This is a genomic window from Halonotius terrestris (assembly GCF_006861665.1).
In the GTDB taxonomy this organism is placed as follows: Archaea; Halobacteriota; Halobacteria; order Halobacteriales; family Haloferacaceae; genus Halonotius; species Halonotius terrestris.
This window is the reverse complement of the sequence record NZ_RKLU01000003.1, coordinates 446,520-465,774: the sequence shown is the minus strand read 5'-3', so window position 1 is coordinate 465,774 and position 19,255 is coordinate 446,520. Positions and strand designations below refer to the sequence as shown.

Below are 19,255 nucleotides of genomic sequence, written 5' to 3'. Positions count from 1 at the left end.
GCGCTCGCTGCACTCCTCGGTCGCCCCGCTCAGTCGGTGCTTGCTTAGTCACCGGATATCGGACGGAGAATCAGAATTCTTTCCACGGCGTCGGCGACGACAGCCGGCCGCGGATCCGCATTTCGCGGCCGTCGTCGGCAGTTCGGGTGTCGACGACCGTCTCGAAGGGGTCCAGCAGGGTGTGGATCGTCTGCTCGTCGTGCATCGTCGAGTTGATGACCGCGACCGTCGGCCACCCCTCGTTGCCCGTCTGGCCGAGCAGCACGCGAGTGAACTGGTAGATCCGGTCAGCCTCCCAGTACATCAGGAGTTGCGACAGCGAGTGCAGCCCGACTGTCGGCTCCTCAGTGGCCATCGCTTCGGCCAACTCGGTGAACTTCACGCCCAGATCGGTGAGGTTCTTCGGCGAGGAGACGTACTTCGTGAACTCGGTGTCCTCGACCTCCGCGCCCTGCTCCAGGCTCACGCAGTCGACGACCGCCACGCCGTCGCTGTCCTTGCCCGTAATCGAGGTGTAATCCTCGCGGACGGCCTCGGCGGTGTGGCCCGTTGACAACACCAGCGCGTGTTCGGCAGTCGCCCCGAAGATGCGGTGCATCAGCTCGTACTTCCCGCTCATCGGCGGGCCGGCGATGATGATACTCGCCGTGTCGGTGAGCCGCGGGGCCAACGGGAGTTCCTCTACAGACATGGGTTCGATGCTGACGGGTCGGTATCGGGCTGGTACACACCCCGGCGGCATAACAGTGCGGCTCCGGCGCGACCGCGACTGACCGGAAGCCGACACGCTATCGTCGTGGTTCCGACCGACTCGTCGTGCGGTCGAGACCGAATTCGCTTCGGACTGCTACCATCGGCGGCGGCGACGGCGACCGCGCCATGCGGCCGCGACTGCTTCGGGTGGTCGCGCAGGGATCCGCTGGCTGGGGTGGTGGAGGGCTGGCGTCCTGCAGTCGTCCCGAACTCGGCGGCAGCGTGGGGGCGAGGGCCACCGCTGGCAGGCGGTGACCTGTCGCTGCCGGCGTCCGGGACGGACATACAAAAACGGCTCGTCGTTCGGGGCATAAACGTTGCCCTCCGCGTATCAACGGTGAAAAACAACCCTTACTCGGCGGCGGCGATATCGGGATGGACCCAGACGACGAAGCGGTCGTCGCCTTTCACGATCCCGTGGACGTTCTCGTCGTCGGCGGTCGTCGTCTGATCGACCTCGTCAGGCATGACATCCGTGACCTGATAGACCTCGTCGACGATCCAGGCGACGGTCGCTTGGTCGTCCATCGCGTCGGGATCGAAGACGATGATCCGCTCGCGCATGCCGTTTTCCTCGATACCGAAGACGGATTTCGGGTTGATGATCGAGGTCGTCCGGCCGCGAAGGTCCATGACGCCTTCGACGTGCGGCGGGGAGTTCGGGATCCGCGTAAGGTCGCCGGCGTCGACGATTTCGTCGATCACGCCGATATCCAGACAGTACGTCTCGTCGCCGAGCCCGAACTCGAGGACTTTGGTTGCTTCCCCCGTGGACTGCTCAGCGTCGACATCTGCGGGTTGCGTTCCACTCTCTGCCATATGTTTATGCCACGGTGTACCGGTAGTTAACTCTGTCCAATGGTTATCAGCGGTGATTTTCAGGTCGGTGGCTTTATTCTGCCGGTTTTTGTAGTACCCACAACAATGTGGGGCGAACCGAGCCGAGCCGAGCCGACCCCGTCAGCCGGTGGTGTCGCCTGCAGCCGCTCGTGCGGAGGTGCTGTCGGTGCGTAAGCCGCGAACCGTCGTCGTCGACGACTCGCGGTTCATGCGCGGGCTGATCACCGACCTCCTTGACGAGGGCGGCATCCCGGTTGTCGGTGAGGCGAAAGACGGCGTCGAGGCGCTGGAAGTCGTCAAGGAAGAACAGCCCGACGCCGTCACGATGGACTTGGAGATGCCACGCATGGACGGCATCGAGGCCGTCGAGCGGATCATGGCCGAGCAGCCGACGCCGGTGCTCATGCTGAGTGCCCACACCGAGGACGGCGCGGAGGTGACCTTCGAGGCTCTCGAAAAGGGCGCGGTCGACTTCTTCTCGAAACCCGGCGGCGAGGTATCGATGGGCGTCTCCCAACACGGCGAGCAGCTCATCGAGACCGTCCGGTCGGTCGCCGATGCCGACCTCCAGCAGGCCAGCCGCCAAACCGGCCAGCAGCAACGCCAGCCGGCCAGCGCGAGTGCCGGCGGCACGACGACGACCGGGCTGGAGCCGTTCGACGACACCCGCACCGTCCTCATCGGCTCCTCGACCGGCGGCCCCGACGCCGTCGAGCAGGTGATGAGCGAGTTGCCCGTCGGTGACTGCCGGGTGATCATCATCCAGCACATGCCGGAGGCGTTCACCTCGCGGTTCGCCGACCGGCTCGACGCCGCGAGCCGCTACGACGTGCGGGAGGCCAGCGACGGCGCGCGGATCGGGGCCGGCGAGGCACTCGTCGCCCGCGGCGGTAGCCACACCGAGATCACCGGCTACAGCAACGGCCGGATCCGCGTCGGGCTGATCGAGGAGGATCTCGGGCTCTCGGTGCACCCCGCGGTCAACGTGACGATGGAGTCGGCGGCTGAGACGATCGACGACCCGATGACCGGTGTGATTCTCACTGGGATGGGCTCCGACGGGACTGACGGTATCTGTGCCATTCAAGAGGCCGGCGGCCGAACAGTGGCCCAAGACGAGGAGAGCTGTGTTATCTATGGGATGCCGAAACGCGCGATCGAGGCGGGCTGCATCGACGCAGTCTGCGACATCAACGACATTGCAACGACGATCAGGGAGATGGTACAATGAGCGACGCACACCGTAAGGCCTTCGTGGCCGAAAGCGAGGAAGGGATCACGGAACTGAACAACGCACTGCTGGATCTGGAGGCGGATCCGGACGACGACGAGGCGATGGATTCGATCTTCCGGATCGCCCACACGCTGAAGGGCAACGCCTCCGCGATGGGATACGAGTCCGTCGCCGAACTCGCCCACGAGATGGAGGACCTGCTTGATGAGGTCCGCGAGGGCGATATCCCCGTCGACACCGAGTTGATGGATCTGCTCTTCGACTCGGTCGACTACCTCGATGCGATGGTCGGCGACATTGCCGAGGACGGCGAGACCGATATCGACGCCAGCGGCGTCGAGGCCGACCTCCGCGAAAAACTGGAGACCGGCAGCATCAGCGGCGGTGGCGGCGGTGGCGGAACCCCCGACGAACCTGCCGAGACCGACGACGCAGATGAGGATGCTGCCGATGCTGACGACACAGACGATACCACTGACGACACTGCCGAAGAACCCGACGACGAGGACGCTGCCGAGGAAGAAACCGGCGACGAGGAAGCCGAAGACGACGCAGCCGAACCCGCGGAGTCCGGCGATTCCGACGACGCCGACGGGGAGCCGGCGACAGCCGACGCGGATGGGGCCGCCGACGCTGCCTTCCCCGAGTCGTTGGCCGATGTCGAACTCGATACGGGCGAGGCCGTGTATCGGGCGACAGTCGGGCTCGGCGAGACCGAGATGCCCGGCGTCGAAGCGATCTTCATCATGCAGGAGATCGACGGCAGCTACGACACGATCGCCACCCAGCCCGACCGCGATACGATCGAAGACGGCGACTTCGAGGACACCTTCGACATCTTCGTGATCGACACCTCCGGCGACGAGATCGAGGGCATCCTCGGCGGGCTGGGCAAGGTCGATTCCGCGACGGTCAGCCCGGTCACCGTCACTGCCTCCGACCCGATTTCGGCGGCCGAAGCGGCCGAACAGGCCGGCACGATCACCGACAGCGGTGACGACGACGAGAGCGAGGCTGACGACGGCGACGAGGCCAGCGACGACAGCGAGGTCGACGACAGCGACGACAGTGACAGCAGCGACGATAGCAGTAGCAGCAGTAGCAGCAGTAGTAGCGGCGGCCGATCCGGTCCGAGTTCCGGTGGCCGATCCGGCCCGAGCAGTTCCGGCTCCGACGACGCCGACATCCAGTCGGTCCGCGTCGACGTGAACCAACTCGACGAGCTCTACAACCTCGTCGAACAGCTGGTGACGAGTCGGATCAAGCTCCGCCGGGAGATGGAGCGCGAGGGCATCGACTCGGACAACCTCGACGAACTCGACAAGATCACGGGCAACCTGCAGGATACGGCGATGGACATGCGGCTCATCCCGCTGTCGAAGATCGTCGACACCTTCCCGCGGCTCGTGCGGGACGTGGCCCGCGAAACTGGCAAAGAGGTCAACTTCACGGTCACCGGCGAGGATATCGAACTCGATCGAACCATCCTCACCGAGATCCGCGATCCGCTCATTCACGTGCTGCGGAACGCCGTCGACCACGGCATCGAACCGCCCGAAGAACGCGAGGCCAACGGTAAGGAGCGCACCGGCAACGTCTCGCTGACGGCAACGCGGGACCGCGACCACGTCAACATCGAGGTCGCCGACGACGGGGCCGGGCTCGATCCGGAGATGCTCAAAGAGAAAGCCATCGAGAAGGGCGTGAAAACCGAGACCGAGCTCGAACAGATGGACGACGGTGAGATCTACGAGCTCATCTTCCATCCGGGCTTCTCGACGGCCGAGGAGGTCACCGACGTGAGCGGCCGTGGCGTCGGGATGGATGTGGTCCAAAACACCGTCAAACAGCTCGACGGCACGATCAACGTTGACAGCGAACTCGGCGAGGGGACAGTCGTCACGCTCCGCCTGCCGGTGACGGTGGCGATTGTCAAGGTGATGTTCGTCGAAGTCGGTGGCACGGAGTACGGCATTCCGGTCAAAAACATCGCCGAGGTCACGCGTGCGACCGACATCCGGACGACGAAGGGCGACGAGATCATCGAACACGACGATCAGATCTATCCGATCCTCCGGCTCAGCGATGCCCTCGACGAGCCAAGCAGCGTCAACGGCGACGGCATGCTGTTGCGCATCCGTGACGAACACCGACAGGTTGCACTCCACTGTGACAAGGTAATCGATCAGGAGGAGGTCGTCGTCAAACCGCTTGAGGGCGTTCTCAGCGGGATCCCGGGCCTCAGCGGGACGGCCGTCCTCGGCGATGGTGATGTCGTTGCGGTCCTCGATGTGGTGACACTATGAGACAGTTCAAAACCGAGAGCTTCGGCCGCGTCATCAAACACATTCAGGACGAGGTCGATTTCGAGCCGGAGTACTACAACGAGGACTACCTCGATCGTCGGATCAGTGCGCGAATGCGCCGGCAGGATGTCGATGAGTACGACGACTACCTTGAGGTGCTGAAATCCGACGACCGGGAGAAGGAGGCTCTGATGGATTCGCTGACGATCAACGTTACCAACTTCTTCCGCAATCAGGAAATGTGGGAAGCTCTCCGGCCAGTCCTTCAAGAACTGACCGAGGACAACCGCCGGGTGTCTGTCTGGAGCGCGCCGTGTGCCGACGGTCGGGAGCCGTACTCGGTGTACATGCTCGGGATGGACGACCGAAATATCGACGAGAGTCGGCTGAACGTCGTCGGCACCGATATCAGCGACGAAGCTCTCGAAAACGCCCGGGCCGGCACCTACGAGACGACCCGGACGACCGACATCGGCGAGGAGTTGAGCCTGCTTGACGACCCCGAACAGTACGTCGATGTCGTCGACAACGAGTTCACGGTCAAACCCGAACTCCGTGATGCGGTTAGCTTCGAACGACACGACCTGATCCAAGACGAGCCGCGACGGAACTGCGATCTGGTCTTCTGTCGGAACCTGCTGATCTACATCGACACGGAGTTCAAGATCCCCATTTTCGAGACGATCACCGACTCGATGAGCGAGGGCAGTTACCTCGTGATCGGGATGACCGAAACCATTCCACAGGAGCTCCGTGACGACTTCGACCCCGTCAACAAACGGTGTCGTATTTACCGATACACCCCATAGGGGAGGGTAGTAGCAATGTCGTTATACGATCTTGCCCGGGACGGCGACGCCGAAGGCCTGCGGGAGATGCTGTTGGAGAGCGACAGCCCCGCCGTCCGGAAACGTGCCTGTGAGCTGTTGGGTGAGATCGCTGACACGGACGACGCCGACACGGTCGAATCCCTCGTTTCGGTTGCGGTCACTGACGATGTGGAGGCCGTCCGGGCGGCCGCGGTCGACGGGCTCGATCAGATCGGGACGGAGGCCGTCGAACAGTTGCTCTCGGAGATCACCGGCCAGAAGATCGAAGAGGGTGCCGACTGGGCGGTCGCCAAACGGTTTGCGAAGGCACTCAACTCCGATATCCCCGAACTCCGGATGGCCGCCGCCTCCGCGCTGGGAAAACTCGGCGACGAATCGGCGGTCAGTTCGCTGACCAACGCGCTGTCGGATAACAACTCAAAGGTGCGGGTACGGGTCTGTCTGGCCCTCGGGATGATCGGCCACGCCTCGGCCGTCCCGGCGTTGATCGACCGGCTGTCGGATCCCAGCGGCCGGGTTCGGGAGGAGGCCGCCGTCGCGCTGTCGACTATCGGGACCGATCAGGCACTCGCCGCGCTCACCGACATGATGGATTCCAACAACGACTCCATCCGACGGGTTGCCGCCAACGCCCTCGGCGAAGCCGGCACTGCCGACGTGGTCGAGCCGCTGGCCAACGCGCTGACCGACCCGAACACGGCCGTGCGGAGCGCGGCCGTCTACTCGATCCTCGAACTGCTGTCGAACGTCCCGACCCAAAAGAGCCACCAGATCCGCGACCGGATCGTCGCTGAGCTACAGGACGCCGACGAGGCGACAGTCCAACCCATCGTCGAGATTCTCGAAGAGAGCTCCCAGAAGCGACAGCGACGAAACGCGGCGTGGTTCCTCGGCCGGATCGTTGAGGACCCCGACCGGAAGACGATCGAAGTCCTCGTCGAGGCACTCGAAAGCGACGACATGCAGACCTCGCAGTTCGCGGCGACCAGCCTCGCGGAGATCGGTGGCGAGAAAGTCGAAACCGAGCTGATCGACCTCGTAAAAAGTGACGCGGCCGCCGACGCCCGCGCACAGGGTGTCTTCGTCCTCGGGAAGATCGGCGGCGAGCGGTCGTCGGACGTGGTCTCGAACCTTACCGATGACGACAGCAAACAGGTTCGGAAGCGCGCGTTTTCCGCCGTCTCAAAGTTAAAGGGCCGACAGTGATATTACAGAGTAGCGAGACAGTACGACTACATGTCCACCGTCGGCGGCGCGCCGGGATGGTGATACCAAATGAGTGAGGGTGAGTACAAAATAGCGGATACGAAAGGCCGGTTCACGATGGCGGTCAAGGACGGCCGGCAGCTCAACAACGTCTCGTGGTCCGAAGGCCGCATCCTGTTGTCGAACCGCCGGATCATCCTCGCCGGCAACGACGGCAAGAAGACCATTGCCCTCTCCGATATCACTGATCTCGGTGGCCGCGAGGACGGCTCCCAAGCCATCGCGTCGGTCTCGAACTATCTGAGCCTCCGGCTCGACGAGGACGTAATGTTGATCTCGGCGTCCGACCACGAGGAGTTCAAGACGGCCTTCTTCAAGGCGATGCTCGACGAGAACATCGTCAAGGCGAAACACCCGGCCGTCGAGGGTGGCGTCGTCACCGACGAGAAGTGGGAGAAAGCCCGCCTCAAAGTCGAAGCGGAGTCGATTGCGACCGCCCTCCAGAGCGGGAAGTTCGTCGAACTCGAACTCGACGAGATCAGCGAGATCAACACCGAACGCCAGACCGTCGGCGGCGAGGAACGGATCGTGGTGCAGGTCTCTCACGTCGACGGCCAGACCAGCGTCGAGACGCACATCACTGGCAAAGAGCGGGACTGTAAGTTCGCTAAATCGTTCCTCGCGGAGGGTGAACGCCGCAGCGAGGCCAACGTCGATCTCGATCCATCGGAAAAAGAGGTGCTGATGGCACTGTACTCCGGCGTCTCGCCGTTCGAGATCCCGGCGTTCATCGGGCAGGATGTCGAGGATGTCGAGGAGACATTCGAGAAACTGATCGAACTGGATATCGTCGATGAAGTCCGCACGCGCCACGAGGTCACGCTCAACTCCCGCGGGCGCAACATCGCCAGCGAGGCGATGAACGAGCAGTAAGCAGTCTTCGTTTCTGGGTCGAACTCTCGTTCTGGCGTCGAAACCTCTGTCCGGGAGTGGTGCCCGCGTCGTCAGGCGTTGACCGATTCGATCTTCTGGTTGACGATGACCTGGCCTTTCGCTGTGAGCGCGAGCCCCGAGTCGCCGTCCTCGACGAGTTCCTTCTCTTTGAGTTTGTCGACGATGGCGCGGGTTTCGTTGATGTCGCCGGTGACGAGCATGCCGAGTTCCGCGCTGCCGCCGGCACTGTACAGCGAGACGAGGGTTTCGACCTCTTCCTCGCCGACTTCGATCTCTTCGAGGTCCTCCATGATGTCGCTGTATTCGAGCCGGACGTACCGGCCCAACAGATTGAGCTTCCGGCCGTTCGGCAGCGTGATCAGCGTCGTCAGCGTCGTGCCGGCCTCGGAGTGGTCGACCGACAGTGTCGGCCGGGTTTTCCCGCCGATATCGCGTTGCTCGCGGCCGAAGTCGATGACGCCGCCGAGATCGATGGTGACGGTCTCGTCGTTGCCCTTGAGATCGAGTTGGCCGCGCTTGAGACCGAGTTTCATCTTGCGGTCGCTGGCGTCCGTGATTCGACCCCCACGCTTTGCGGGGTGTTTGACCAGTACTGTCTGGCCGCCGATGGCGACCTTGAAAAAGACCGTTTTGAACTTCTCGACGTTTTGGCCGTTGGCCTCGATGATCGCCGCGCGCCGCTGGCCGCTCTTCTTGTAGGCGATGGTGACGGTGTCGTTGAAGAACTGTTTGAAGGCTGGTGGTGGCGAGCCGACGTTGGCGTCGACGACCGACGACAGCGGGATGCGGGTCTCAGCCTCGTCGGTAGCGAGGACGAGCTGCTTCTGGCTGAGGAGGATCCGCCCGTTGACCGGTTTCCGAGTCTCGGTCTCCTCGGTATGGAACCGGCCGGGGAAATCCGCCACCACTGCCTCGCTCATGCATTGCTGTTACTTGAGCGGACCTCTTGATTGTTTCGCGCTACGTTTGCCGGGGTGACAGCCGATTGGGCCCACTGCAGAAACGTACACTATCCTCCCGCGGAGACTGCGGAAACAACAAAGTCTAATGGGATGGGTGTCCAACCAAGGAACGATGCCAACAGTAACTTACCTGAACTACGACGTGCTGGGCGACNACGGNTGGGAGATNGANGACGACGACCTCTTCGANAAAGCCGNNGACGCNGGNCTCGGCGACGAGGACTACGGATCGCTCGATGTGAACGAAGGCGAGTACATCCTCGAAGCCGCCGAGGCACAGGGGTACGACTGGCCGTTCTCCTGTCGCGCCGGCGCCTGTGCGAACTGCGCGGCCATCGTCACGGAGGGCGACATCGACATGGACATGCAGCAGATCCTCTCCGACGAAGAGGTCGAAGAGAAGAACGTCCGCTTGACGTGTATCGGCTCGCCNGCNGCNGACNNNGTNNAGATCGTCTACAACGCNAAGCACCTNGATTACCTCCAGAACCGCGTTATCTAAACGCTGGCTCGTCGCCGGCGACTACCCGCATCCTCGCTTGAGGATGTGGCCTTCTTGACTGCGTAGCTACAGCTGGCGAATCTGTTTGAAACATCTCGCAGCCCCCGACCGCTATTCGATGTACTCATACTGCCGCTCGTTCATCCGACCCCAGCCGGTGAAGACGAACTCGTCGCTCGGCTCGGTGAACGGGTCGATATCGACGGAGCCCTTCTCGTAGTTGTGGCTGTCGTGGACCTGTTCGTACTCCTCATAGGAGAGGTCATACCGGGCGTGGAGTTGAGCATCGACGTTGAGTTGGTCGATCTCACTCTCCCAGTTCGGCTGGACGGTTTCGGCGTGGATCTCCGCCTGCGCGCCCGAGCCGTAGGAGCCCACAAGGAGCTTTTCACCCGTGAGATCGCGGTCCTCCTCAGCGGCGTACTGCAGGGCGGCGATTCTGGCGATGTGGACNGAGCCGGTGTACCAGTTGCCGACGTGTCGNGAGATGNCNAGNGTCGGNTCGATGGTNCGGTCGTACCACGCNNGGTACTGTTCGGTCTCTTTGAGGTCGTCCATGTAGTCGCGGATCGCCTCCTCGTAGGCTTCCCGGGAGGCATGGTCGTCCTCGCGCGGTTGGCGGCCGATCTCGTCGGCGAGTTCGTCTTCGATTTCGGTATCGCGGCTCATGTGCCGGTAGCCCAGCAGCGCGGCCTTTCGCACCATCCCCGGGAACGGCGTGTGGAACGGAACGTAGGCGAAGTCGTCGGGGTGCATGTCCCAGGCGACGGATTCGAAGTCCTCGACGGCCTCGCGCATGCGCGAGAGGTACACTTGCATTGACCGCTTGCCGTCGACGGAGGGGAACTGCTGATTCGGTTTTAGGAAGTCGGTTTCGTCCATGCTGCCGTACCCCTGCTCGTTCGAAATCTCGACGAGATCGGGGTCTTCGTCGATGAGCATGGCGACCGCGCCCGCACCCTGTGTCGCCTCGCCGGGGTCGCCGCGAGCGTAGAGGGCGGTGTCGGTGGCGATAACGAGGGCTGCTCGGTCGCGGTTGCGACCCGCGCGGATCCAGTTGTAGGCGTCGTCGATCGATTGAGTGCCGGCGACGCAGGCAAATTTCCGTTCGCCCTTGTTGGCGTGGCGGAACTCGCCGTCGAAGTACTGTTCGAGACAGCCGGCGACGTACGTCGAAACCGGCTTCGAGTTGTCGAAGGCCGACTCGGTGGCGACGTCGATCCGACCGATATCCTCGGGCGTGAGGCCCTTCCGATCCATGAGCCGCTTGGCGGCGTTGGCACCCATGGTGACGATGTCCTCGTAGAGATCCGGGAACGACGAGGCGACGAGGCCGATTCCCTTGCGGTATTTGTCGGGGTCCTCGCCCTTCTGCGGGGCGAGTGTTTCCGGCAGATCGAGTTTGAGCTTGCCGGTCCAGACCTCAACCGCGTCGATGCCGACAGGTTCCATGCCCGCCGATTGCCAGCAGCGGCTTATGGGTGTGTCGATACGAGTGACGTTGATCGTCGTAAAACAGTCAGGTTAGTCCTCGTCCTCTTCGATGACTTCGGGGTCGGCGAAGGCGTCCTGCAGGCTGTCGAGGCCGTTGAGCCACTCGGAGACGAGCCAGGAGTCGAGTTCGTCGAGGTCGCTGCCATCGAACTCCGCGCCGTCGATGATCTGGGTGCCGGCCTGCACGAGGAACGCGAGGGCGGCGTCTTCGTCCTCTTCGGCGGCAGCGTCGACGGCGGCGGCGATGTTGTCGTCGAGCGGTTGCTCCTCGACGGGCCCGCCGATCAGGTATTCTTCGGCGGCATAGAAGACCGGAATCAGACTCGTTTGGACGCTGTCGATCAACAGCAGCTTGTTCTCGGCGTCGAACTCCGGTTCGGCCAGGACGATGTCGTTGATGAACTCCAGTTTGTCGAGACCGCCTTCCTCGTCGAGATGGCCGTCCTCGACGGCGGTGATGATCTTGGCGATCGCAATGGTGGTGTCGTTCTGGAGATTGAAGTAGAGCCGGGCGAAATCCTCGCTTTCGGGATCGAGGTCCTCCTCGCCGACCCGCGTCAGCCAGTTCTGCCAGCGGTCTTCCGAGTAAAACGTCTCGGCTGGCTCGTCGTCATCGGTCATACTTGTGTCTCCGCGGGCGCACTCAAAGGCCTTTCTTCTCGTTGAGGCCGCTACCCGAGGGTTCCACGGGTGTCGATGCCGTAAACCCGCTTCGGCGTTTCGACGTGAGCGGTTTCGATAGCGTCGTCGTATCCCTTCTCGCGGAGCCAGCGGACGCGCCGGGGAACGGTTTTCGGGCCCATGACCGCGCCCGGCCGGTCGGGGTCGTCGACGTAATCGGTCTCCATCAGGAACGGCTCGCCGTTCTCAGCGGCGGTCTCCAACCACTCTTTCTTGCACATTACGCTCGGCGTCGGGCCTGCGAGGCGGCCGCTGGCGTAGTGTTTGACGACTTGTTGGCGGCCGAGTCCGCGCTCCTCGGCCCACTCAGCGATCTCAGTCAGGTCTTCGCTGGCCTCGGTGTGCAGCTGAACGACGCAGTCGAGGTCGGCTCCCAACTCGAAGGCGTGTTTCATGACGTCGTTGGAGGCGTCCCAGACTGCGTCGTCGACATCGTAGTGTGGCCGGCCGGATTTCAGCGCGAGTGCGTCACCGCGTTCGACGTACTCGGCGGCGATATCGAGGACGCCCTGCATGCACTCTCGCGCCTCGGCTGGCGAGCAGCCACGATCCTCGATGAGCCGGTTGATCAGTCCGGGATGCGCGCCGAGGATCGGCCACGCACGCCCCGGCAGCAACTCGCTCGCGTCGGCAACGATGTCGATGGTCGTCTCGAAGACGGAGCGGAAGTCCTCGGGATCGGTCGATTCGACGCCGAGGTGCCACGAGGGCTTGTTGACGACAAGCAGGTGGGTGCCGCCGAGTCGCACGAAATCCTCGACGGCGTCCATCCCGCGGGCGGCGTCGGGATCGAGGTGCATGTGGTTGTCGAGCACCGGCGTCTCCGCGTCCATAGCTGTGGGTTGGCAGCGACGGGCAAAAATCGGCTGGTTTGGCGGTTGGCCGTCCGCAGCAATACCGCTACTCGGTGTCGTCGACAGCGAGATCGAACGAGAATTCGACTGCCTGTTCGGCGTCGTCAGCAGCGTCGTCGACAACGACAGCACCGGGCTGGGCGGCGAATCCCTCGTGGAGTCGCTCGTAGGTATCGTCGACGGCTTCGACGATGACGTTCGTCTCGCCGATGACGGGCATGAAATTGGTGTCACCCTCCCATCGCGGGACGATATGTGTGTGGAGGTGGTCGCCGATAGAGCCACCCGCCCCCTCGCCGAGGTTCATGCCCATATTGAGGCCGTCGGGCCCGAGTCCGTCGTGGAGTGCGTCGATAGCGACCTGTTTGAGGCGAGCGTGGTCGAGGAGTTCGGCGGTAGTGAGAGCTTCATAGTCGCCGAGATGGCGATAGGGGATGATCATCAGATGCCCCGGATTGTAGGGGTAGTTGTTGAGGAGGGCGAAACTGCGTTCGCTGCGGGCGACGATGCGACTCTCGCGGTCGGCGTCGCGCTCGGGCAGGACGCAGAACGGACAGCCGTCGATAGTTTTTGCCTCGGGGTCACGTTCGACCCAGTCGATCCGCCACGGGGCGAAGATCTGGTCCATACGGAGGGCTGTGACTTGGGCCTGTTAGCTCTACCGTCGGCCGCGCTCGGGTGGTTGCTCCGCAAGCTATTTTTTTGTGTATGGGTACCCATACGTAGTATATGAGCAAGAATATCGCCATCAGCGACGACGTGTATCGTCGGCTGAAACGGGAGAAAGGCGACCGGAGTTTCAGCGAGGTCATCGATGCGAAACTCGACAGCGGTGGGACGCTTGCTGACGTTTCGGGCCAGCAGGTGTTCGACGCCGAGATGGCCGACCGCGTCACCGAAGAGATCGAATCGCTGAGCCGCGGGACAGTCGAGCGGATCACTGATGAAACTGGTTGATACCTCCGTTGTCGTCGATATCGACCGCGGCGGCGTTGACGACAAGGTCGCAACCCTCGACGAGCAGGGTCGCCATCTGCTCAGCATGGTGACGGTGACTGAACTCCAGTTAGGCGTCGAACTGCAGTACGACTCCGGAACCGACGCTTACCGGGCGGCACAGGACAAGCTCACCAGACTGCTCGCGCGCTTTGATATCCATCCGGTCTCACGACCGGTCGCCACGACAGCCGCACGGATCATCGGGTCGCTCAAACAACAGGGTCGACCGCTCGATGATCTCCATGATGTCTACATCGCCGCGACGGCTCGGACACAACAGCTCCCTGTCGTCACCGCCAACGTCAACGACTTCGAGCGGATCGACGATGTGGAAGTTATCGACTGGGAGACGTTCTAACCCGGGTAGTGACTGCGGTGTCGATGGGACCCGAAGCCGCTCAATCGAAGTCGTGAATCCCAGCGGTCGTCACTTCACAGCCGTCTTCGGTGACGATCATGGTGTGTTCGGCTTGGCTGATAAGCTGGCCGTCGGCTTCCTTCAGTACTGGATACCCCTTGACGATCTCTGCGTTCTTCAGCGTCCGGAGGGCCATCTCTGAGCGCGAACTGTCGAGCCATCGGGCCGCAAACGGCAGGTCGTCGAAGGCTTCCAGTTCGTCCATGACCTGTCGTGCCCGGCGGTCCCGAACCGAGCCGTCGCCGACCTGCTCGTAGATCTCTTCGGTCGCGCCCTCGCCGACCTTCCCGCGGCCGTCGGTAGCGAACGGCTCGATGGCGAGCACGTCGCCGACTTCGAGTTCGACGCTGCGGTCGACTGCGCGGTTCGGGATGCTCGGCCCGGTGTGGGCGTCGTAGCGTTCGACGCCGTGGCCCGTCAGATTGAGGATCGGCGTGTAGCCGTAGCTTTCGATAGCGTTCTCGATTGCTCCGCCGACCTCCCCGGCCGGGACGCCCGGCGCGACGGCTTCGACGGCGGCTTCGAGTGCGGTCTCGGACGCCTCGACGAGATCGTCGCTCCCGGTGTAATCGACGGTGACGGCGGCGTCGGCGATGTAGCCGTCGACGTGGACGCCGATGTCGAGGCAGATCATCTCCTCGCCGAACTCCGTGTCGTCATCGCGTGCGGGCGTCGCGTGGGAGGCGGCCTCGTCGACCGAGATATTGACCGGGAACGCCAGCCCCGCGCCGGCCTCGCGGATGGCGTCTTCGGCGTACTCCGCGACCTCGAGTTGGGTGACGCCGGGTTCGATCATCTCGCGGGCCTCGTTCATCGTCTCGACGAGGATTGCGCCGGCCTCGCGGTAGCTCTCGACGGCGTCGGAATCGAGCGGTCCGATGCTCATATCCGGTGGTTGGCGGGCGGCCCCAAAGCGGTTCCGACCGGCCCTCCCGTGGCAGACAAGATATTACCTGCCCAGTTAGTGACTGGATTATAACCAATAAGACAAAGTGGGTGCCAATAATTAGTAAAAATAACACGACCGTACAATCGGCTCTCCGGGCAGAGTCGATCGAACGGTATCCATCGGGCATAAGCATGAACCAACAGAGACGGAACACGATCTCGAATACGGACGCTGGCAGTCAGACGGGGGAGTCTACCGTCCATATCGCGCGCCAACCGACCGCTGTTGATCGGCAGGTGTTGCTCCAATGACGACGCGCCGTGTAAAAACTCGGGCCATTCTGCTTGCGGCGATTGTGGTGATGTCGACGGTGGCTATCGGAGCCGCCTTCGTCGGCCCGACTGTTGCCCAATCGCAGGGCGGCGATAACCCCAGTGGCGGTGGTGATGCCGGTGGCGGTGGTGATGCCGGTGGCGGTGGTGATGCCGGTGGCGGTGGTGATGCCGGTGGCGGTGGTGATGCCGGTGGCGGCAGCGGCAACAACGATGGCGGTAGTTCTTCCTCTGATAGCTCCAGCAGTAGTTCTTCCTCTGATAGCTCCAGCAGTAGTTCTTCCTCTGATAGCTCCAGCAGTAGTTCTTCCTCTGATAGCTCCAGCAGTAGTTCTTCCTCTGATGGAACCAACGGTGGTGGCGCGGACAACGCCGGCAGTTCGAACGATGCTGGTAATGGCGGCAACAGCGACAACGCTGACAATACCAACACCGGCGGGGATGACAACGGTGGTGGTACCGACACCGGCAACTCCGAGAATTCTGATTCGAACGGCAATTCAGATGCTGCCGGTTCAGCTAACGACAACGCCCCCAACGAGACACCCAGCGCGGACAACCCCGGAAACAGCGATGAGACGGCCCCCGCGAGTGACCAAGCAGACGCTGCCGGTGAAAACGGCGGACCTGACATCGACGAAGTCAGGAATCAAGTCTCTGCCGCCGAACCCGCCGCCGCAACTGAAGTCGAAATCACCGACGCCCAACCCGACGAACCGGGCATCACGGTGCGGTCGGATGCAGCTACCGAGACCGTTGCCGGCGTCACCCTCGCCGACGAGGACCTCCGCGGCAGCGTCGAAATCGAGGAACATAGCAATCCATCGGCTGAGATGCGGGACCTGATCGCTGAAACCGTTGCCAACGACCTCGCTGCGACAGCTGTCAGCGGCGGCGATTCGACTGCTGACGACGACGCTGACGACGGGGCTACTGACGACGATTCGGCCGCCGACAACGAGGCCGCTGTCAACGTCGTCACCGTCGCCGACATCTCAGTCTACGACGAGGCGGGTGAATCTGCCAGCGACACGCCTGCGACGGTCACGATGCAGGTCGACGCAGCCGACCTCGAGGACCCAAACAACGCGGTCGTCGTCCACGAAACTGACGACGGCTGGGAAGAACTGGACACAACCGTCGAATCAACCACGAACGGAACCGTGACGGTGGCTGCCGAGACCGGCGGCTTCTCGCTGTTCGCGGTCGCCGAAATCGACGACTCCGACGGGGAGTCCGCCGACGGTGACCTCGATGACGCGAGGAATGCGACTGCGACGACCGCGACGACCGACAGCACCTTCGGCTTCGGCCTCGGCGTCGCGTTCGTCGCACTGGCGGCGGCGACGCTGCTCGCGTGGCGACCCAGCCAGTAGCGTCGCGCCGTTTAGGCTTCGTCGACGAGGTCGGCCGGTATTTTGATCCGGACACGCGTCCCCGTGTCGTCGGTATCGAAGGTAGCTCGGCCGCCGAAGCTGTCGGTTCCCCATTTTATCAGCCACAGCCCCAGTCCGCTGCCGTGTTCGAGGGCCGTTTCCTCGGCGTTGTCGAGGACAGTAATCTCGTGGCTCGGTATCCCCGAGCCGTCGTCGGTGACAACGAGCGTCGTCGCTTCGGGCTCGTAGCTGACCGTGATCTCCGAACAACCGCTGTGACGGATCGCGTTTGAGAGTAACTCCTCGATGATCGACTGGATGACGACCGGATTGATGCGGACGGCCGTCTCCGCGGGAACGGACACCGAGATCGGGACCGACTCGGTGTCGGCTTCGATGGAGGTGACCGCATCCTCGATGAGGACCGACAGCTCGGTCGCCGAGTTCGCCAGCGGATCGGCGGCCAACACGGTTTCGGTGCGTTGGGCCTTGTCGCCGATGGTGACGAGTTTTCCGAAGATGGATTCGATCTTGGTTTGGTACTGTTCGGTATCGCTGTCGGCATCGGTCATCACGTCGACGTACCCTTGGGCGACGTTGAGGTCGTTCCGGAGGTTGTGCCGGAGCACGCGGTTCAGTACCTGAATCCGTTGTTGGCGACGCCGTTCGTCAGTGATGTCTGTGAACACGATGGTTTCGCCGATCGCCTGCCCGCTGTCGTCGGTCGCCGTCGTCGTCGCCGCCTCGACGACTGTGTCGCCGGCCGGCATCTCGAAGGTGATCGGCTCGGACTGTCTGACCGCGTCGCTATCGACCGTTTCGGGGAGCAGCGACGCCAGCGGCGCGCCGATGCTGTCGAGTTCGGAGACGCCGAACAACTCTCGGGCCGCCGGGTTGAGATCCGAGACGTTGCCGGCGTTGTTGACGACGACGATGGCGGTATCGGAGGCATCGAAGGCGGTCTGTCGGCCGACCGTTCGGGACGCCGGCAACTGCTCGAAGATGTTATCGCGGGTGACGGTGAGCCACAGTCCCCCGAGTCCGAGGGTGAGTGCGCTGGCCCGAAGCGCGCTGACCGACGCGAATTCCGTGACGAGGCCGAACTGATAGAGATAGCCGACGAGCCACGGGAAGACGATCGCCAGCGACAGGCCGACGACGCTCCGGCTCCTGAACGGTTGGTGGCGGGTCGCTGTCGTGTACAGCAGCGCGATGCCGACGCCGATGGCGACGCTCGTACCGAGGACTTCGAAGACCGTGGCGAACTCGTGGAAACTCGTCCGGAGCGCGGGCTCGATCTCGAGGAGTCCGAACGCGGCTGCCGCGCCGGTGAGCCCGTTGACCGCCGAGACGAGGAAGGTCACGCCGCCGAGCACGGCGATAGCGGTTTTCTCCCGTCGGCCGATCCGCTGGGTGTACTGGAGGACGAACCAGAGCCACACGAAGATCCCGCTGACGGTGAACAGTCCGGCAAGGAAATCAACGCTGATCAATACGGGTTGGAGGCTCGTTGGCACCTGCGAACCGAGTTGGGTAAGCTGTGACCCGTTGGTAATGCCGAAGTTCGAAAACGCGTAGATGACTGCGGCCGCCGACAGGAAGTTCGCGCCCCAGAGAATGGAAAAGAGGCTGAGGCTGCGGACGCCGATCCCCTCGTATCGGTTGAGGAGATAGCCGCCGAAGGCGAGGTAGCCGAGGCTCACCACGCCGGCCCCCACCGCGACCTGCATCGAAACGAGTTGCCCCACTGACTGTTGGTACCGGCGAGGCCATGAAGTAAGTTTATGTCCTCGTCGGAGCGCGCGAAATTGACCGCACTCGCTCCGACGGATACCGACGGTCGCCATCCGTCCACACTTTGCCCGCTTCAGAGCCGAATAGTCGGCTGGGACTCGGGTAGCGGTGTGGTGTCACACGAAGAACGGCAGGCCTTTTAGCGTCCTTGAAAAATCACCCACCGTCTATGAGCTACGACAAGATCGATATCCCCGACGAGGGCGAGCAGATCACGCTCGCCGATGAGGATACCGGGGAGCTGAACGTGCCGGAGACGCCAATCATTCCGATTATTCATGGCGACGGGATCGGCNCGGANGTCGGCCCCGCCGCCCAGCAGGTNCTCGACGCNGCCGCNGANGCGACCGGCCGCTCTATCGCCTGGATGCGGGTCTACGCCGGCAGTTCCGCCCGAGAGATGTACGACGAGAATCTCCCACAGGAGACCGTCGACGCCATCCGCGAACACCGCGTTGCGATCAAGGGCCCGCTGACGACGCCGGTCGGCGCNGGCTTNCGGNNNCTNAACGTCGCNCTCCGCAAGAAGCTNGANCTCTACNCGAANNTGCGGCCNACCTACCACCTCGACGGCGTCCCNTCNCCGGTNANNGNGCCNGAGNNGATGGATATGGTCANNTTCCGNGAGAACACNGANGACGTNTACGCCGGCATCGAATGGGAAGCCGGCACTGATGAAGTCCAAGACGTGAAAGAGTTCGTCGAAGACGAGATGGGCTTCGACAACACGATCCACGACGGCCCCGTCGGCATCGGCGTCAAGCCGATCACCGAATTCGGCTCGAAGCGACTCATCCGCGAGGCCATCGANTACGCGNTCNNNAACGACCG

The 19,255-nt window shown here is 63.0% G+C and carries 19 protein-coding genes (1 of these 19 running past the window's edge); 10 read left to right on the top strand and 9 right to left on the bottom strand.

Annotation, left to right across the window (positions count from 1 at the left end; translation table 11 throughout):
• Positions 1–70 precede the first annotated feature (70 nt).
• The gene (locus EGH24_RS09170) at positions 71–691 is read right to left on the bottom strand and encodes a DUF7504 family protein (protein ID WP_142979844.1); all 621 of its coding nucleotides are present in this window, start codon (positions 689–691) and stop codon (positions 71–73) included.
• A gap of 413 nt (positions 692–1,104) precedes the next feature.
• The gene (locus EGH24_RS09165) at positions 1,105–1,572 is read right to left on the bottom strand and encodes a chemotaxis protein CheW (RefSeq protein WP_142979843.1); all 468 of its coding nucleotides are present in this window, start codon (positions 1,570–1,572) and stop codon (positions 1,105–1,107) included.
• 229 nt (positions 1,573–1,801) lie between these two features.
• Here EGH24_RS09165 and cheB point away from each other — a divergent pair, with 229 nt between their 5' ends.
• From cheB to EGH24_RS09140, 5 genes are all read left to right on the top strand, one after another.
• Positions 1,802–2,824: a chemotaxis-specific protein-glutamate methyltransferase CheB gene (gene cheB, locus EGH24_RS09160; RefSeq protein ID WP_246057949.1), complete on the top strand. Its 1,023-nt coding sequence runs from the start codon at positions 1,802–1,804 to the stop codon at positions 2,822–2,824.
• Complete coding sequence (locus tag EGH24_RS09155) at positions 2,821–5,133, top strand: chemotaxis protein CheA (RefSeq protein ID WP_142979842.1); 2,313 nt, start codon at positions 2,821–2,823, stop codon at positions 5,131–5,133. Before cheB ends, EGH24_RS09155 begins: the two co-directional genes overlap by 4 nt.
• On the top strand, positions 5,130–5,942 hold the full coding sequence (locus tag EGH24_RS09150) for a CheR family methyltransferase (protein WP_142979841.1): 813 nt from the start codon (positions 5,130–5,132) through the stop codon (positions 5,940–5,942). The genes EGH24_RS09155 and EGH24_RS09150 overlap by 4 nt, the downstream gene beginning before the upstream one ends.
• Positions 5,943–5,957: 15 nt before the next feature.
• Positions 5,958–7,169 carry a HEAT repeat domain-containing protein gene (locus EGH24_RS09145; RefSeq protein WP_142979840.1) on the top strand — a complete coding sequence of 404 codons (1,212 nt, stop codon included), beginning with the start codon at positions 5,958–5,960 and terminating at the stop codon, positions 7,167–7,169.
• 69 nt (positions 7,170–7,238) lie between these two features.
• A complete protein-coding gene (locus EGH24_RS09140) occupies positions 7,239–8,102 on the top strand; it encodes a CheF family chemotaxis protein (protein ID WP_142979839.1) in 864 nt (287 codons plus the stop codon).
• Positions 8,103–8,173: 71 nt separating this feature from the next.
• Here the strand turns inward: EGH24_RS09140 and EGH24_RS09135 are convergent, their stop codons facing one another.
• Complete coding sequence (locus EGH24_RS09135) at positions 8,174–9,043, bottom strand: CheF family chemotaxis protein (protein WP_142979838.1); 870 nt, start codon at positions 9,041–9,043, stop codon at positions 8,174–8,176.
• A gap of 154 nt (positions 9,044–9,197) precedes the next feature.
• Here EGH24_RS09135 and fer point away from each other — a divergent pair, with 154 nt between their 5' ends.
• On the top strand, positions 9,198–9,587 hold the full coding sequence (fer, locus tag EGH24_RS09130; protein ID WP_142979837.1) for a ferredoxin Fer: 390 nt from the start codon (positions 9,198–9,200) through the stop codon (positions 9,585–9,587).
• 111 nt (positions 9,588–9,698) lie between these two features.
• Here fer and hmgB read toward each other — a convergent pair whose 3' ends face one another.
• From hmgB to EGH24_RS09110, 4 genes are all read right to left on the bottom strand, one after another.
• Positions 9,699–11,039: a hydroxymethylglutaryl-CoA synthase gene (gene hmgB, locus EGH24_RS09125; RefSeq protein ID WP_142979836.1), complete on the bottom strand. Its 1,341-nt coding sequence runs from the start codon at positions 11,037–11,039 to the stop codon at positions 9,699–9,701.
• 72 nt (positions 11,040–11,111) lie between these two features.
• A complete protein-coding gene (locus EGH24_RS09120; RefSeq protein ID WP_142979835.1) occupies positions 11,112–11,702 on the bottom strand; it encodes a DUF2150 family protein in 591 nt (196 codons plus the stop codon).
• A gap of 50 nt (positions 11,703–11,752) precedes the next feature.
• Positions 11,753–12,595 (bottom strand): TatD family hydrolase, encoded by an 843-nt coding sequence (locus EGH24_RS09115; protein ID WP_142979834.1) that lies wholly within the window; start codon positions 12,593–12,595, stop codon positions 11,753–11,755.
• 67 nt (positions 12,596–12,662) lie between these two features.
• Entirely contained in the window at positions 12,663–13,244 is a 582-nt protein-coding gene (locus tag EGH24_RS09110; RefSeq protein ID WP_142979833.1) for an HIT family protein, read from the bottom strand.
• Positions 13,245–13,345: 101 nt separating this feature from the next.
• On the opposite strand from EGH24_RS09110, the gene EGH24_RS09105 reads away from it, so the two are divergent.
• Together EGH24_RS09105 and EGH24_RS09100 are read left to right on the top strand one after the other, a co-directional pair.
• Positions 13,346–13,573 (top strand): antitoxin VapB family protein, encoded by a 228-nt coding sequence (locus EGH24_RS09105; RefSeq protein ID WP_142979832.1) that lies wholly within the window; start codon positions 13,346–13,348, stop codon positions 13,571–13,573.
• The gene (locus EGH24_RS09100) at positions 13,560–13,973 is read left to right on the top strand and encodes a type II toxin-antitoxin system VapC family toxin (protein ID WP_142979831.1); all 414 of its coding nucleotides are present in this window, start codon (positions 13,560–13,562) and stop codon (positions 13,971–13,973) included. Before EGH24_RS09105 ends, EGH24_RS09100 begins: the two co-directional genes overlap by 14 nt.
• A 40-nt stretch (positions 13,974–14,013) precedes the next feature.
• On the opposite strand, the gene map is transcribed toward EGH24_RS09100, so the two are convergent.
• Entirely contained in the window at positions 14,014–14,919 is a 906-nt protein-coding gene (gene map / locus EGH24_RS09095) for a type II methionyl aminopeptidase (protein ID WP_142979830.1), read from the bottom strand.
• A 310-nt stretch (positions 14,920–15,229) separates the two neighbouring features.
• Between map and EGH24_RS15350 the strand changes: the two genes are divergently transcribed.
• Positions 15,230–16,630: a hypothetical protein gene (locus tag EGH24_RS15350; protein WP_185903287.1), complete on the top strand. Its 1,401-nt coding sequence runs from the start codon at positions 15,230–15,232 to the stop codon at positions 16,628–16,630.
• Between the two features lie 11 nt (positions 16,631–16,641).
• Here EGH24_RS15350 and EGH24_RS15345 read toward each other — a convergent pair whose 3' ends face one another.
• Positions 16,642–18,378, bottom strand: a complete 1,737-nt coding sequence (locus EGH24_RS15345; protein WP_185903286.1) for a sensor histidine kinase — start codon at positions 18,376–18,378, stop codon at positions 16,642–16,644.
• Between the two features lie 215 nt (positions 18,379–18,593).
• Here EGH24_RS15345 and icd point away from each other — a divergent pair, with 215 nt between their 5' ends.
• Positions 18,594–19,255, top strand: partial view of an NADP-dependent isocitrate dehydrogenase gene (icd, locus tag EGH24_RS09075; RefSeq protein WP_142979829.1) — the 5' portion only. Its footprint extends 601 nt past the window's final position; the window shows 662 of its 1,263 coding nt (coding positions 1–662); it begins with the start codon at positions 18,594–18,596; its stop codon lies beyond the right edge, outside the window.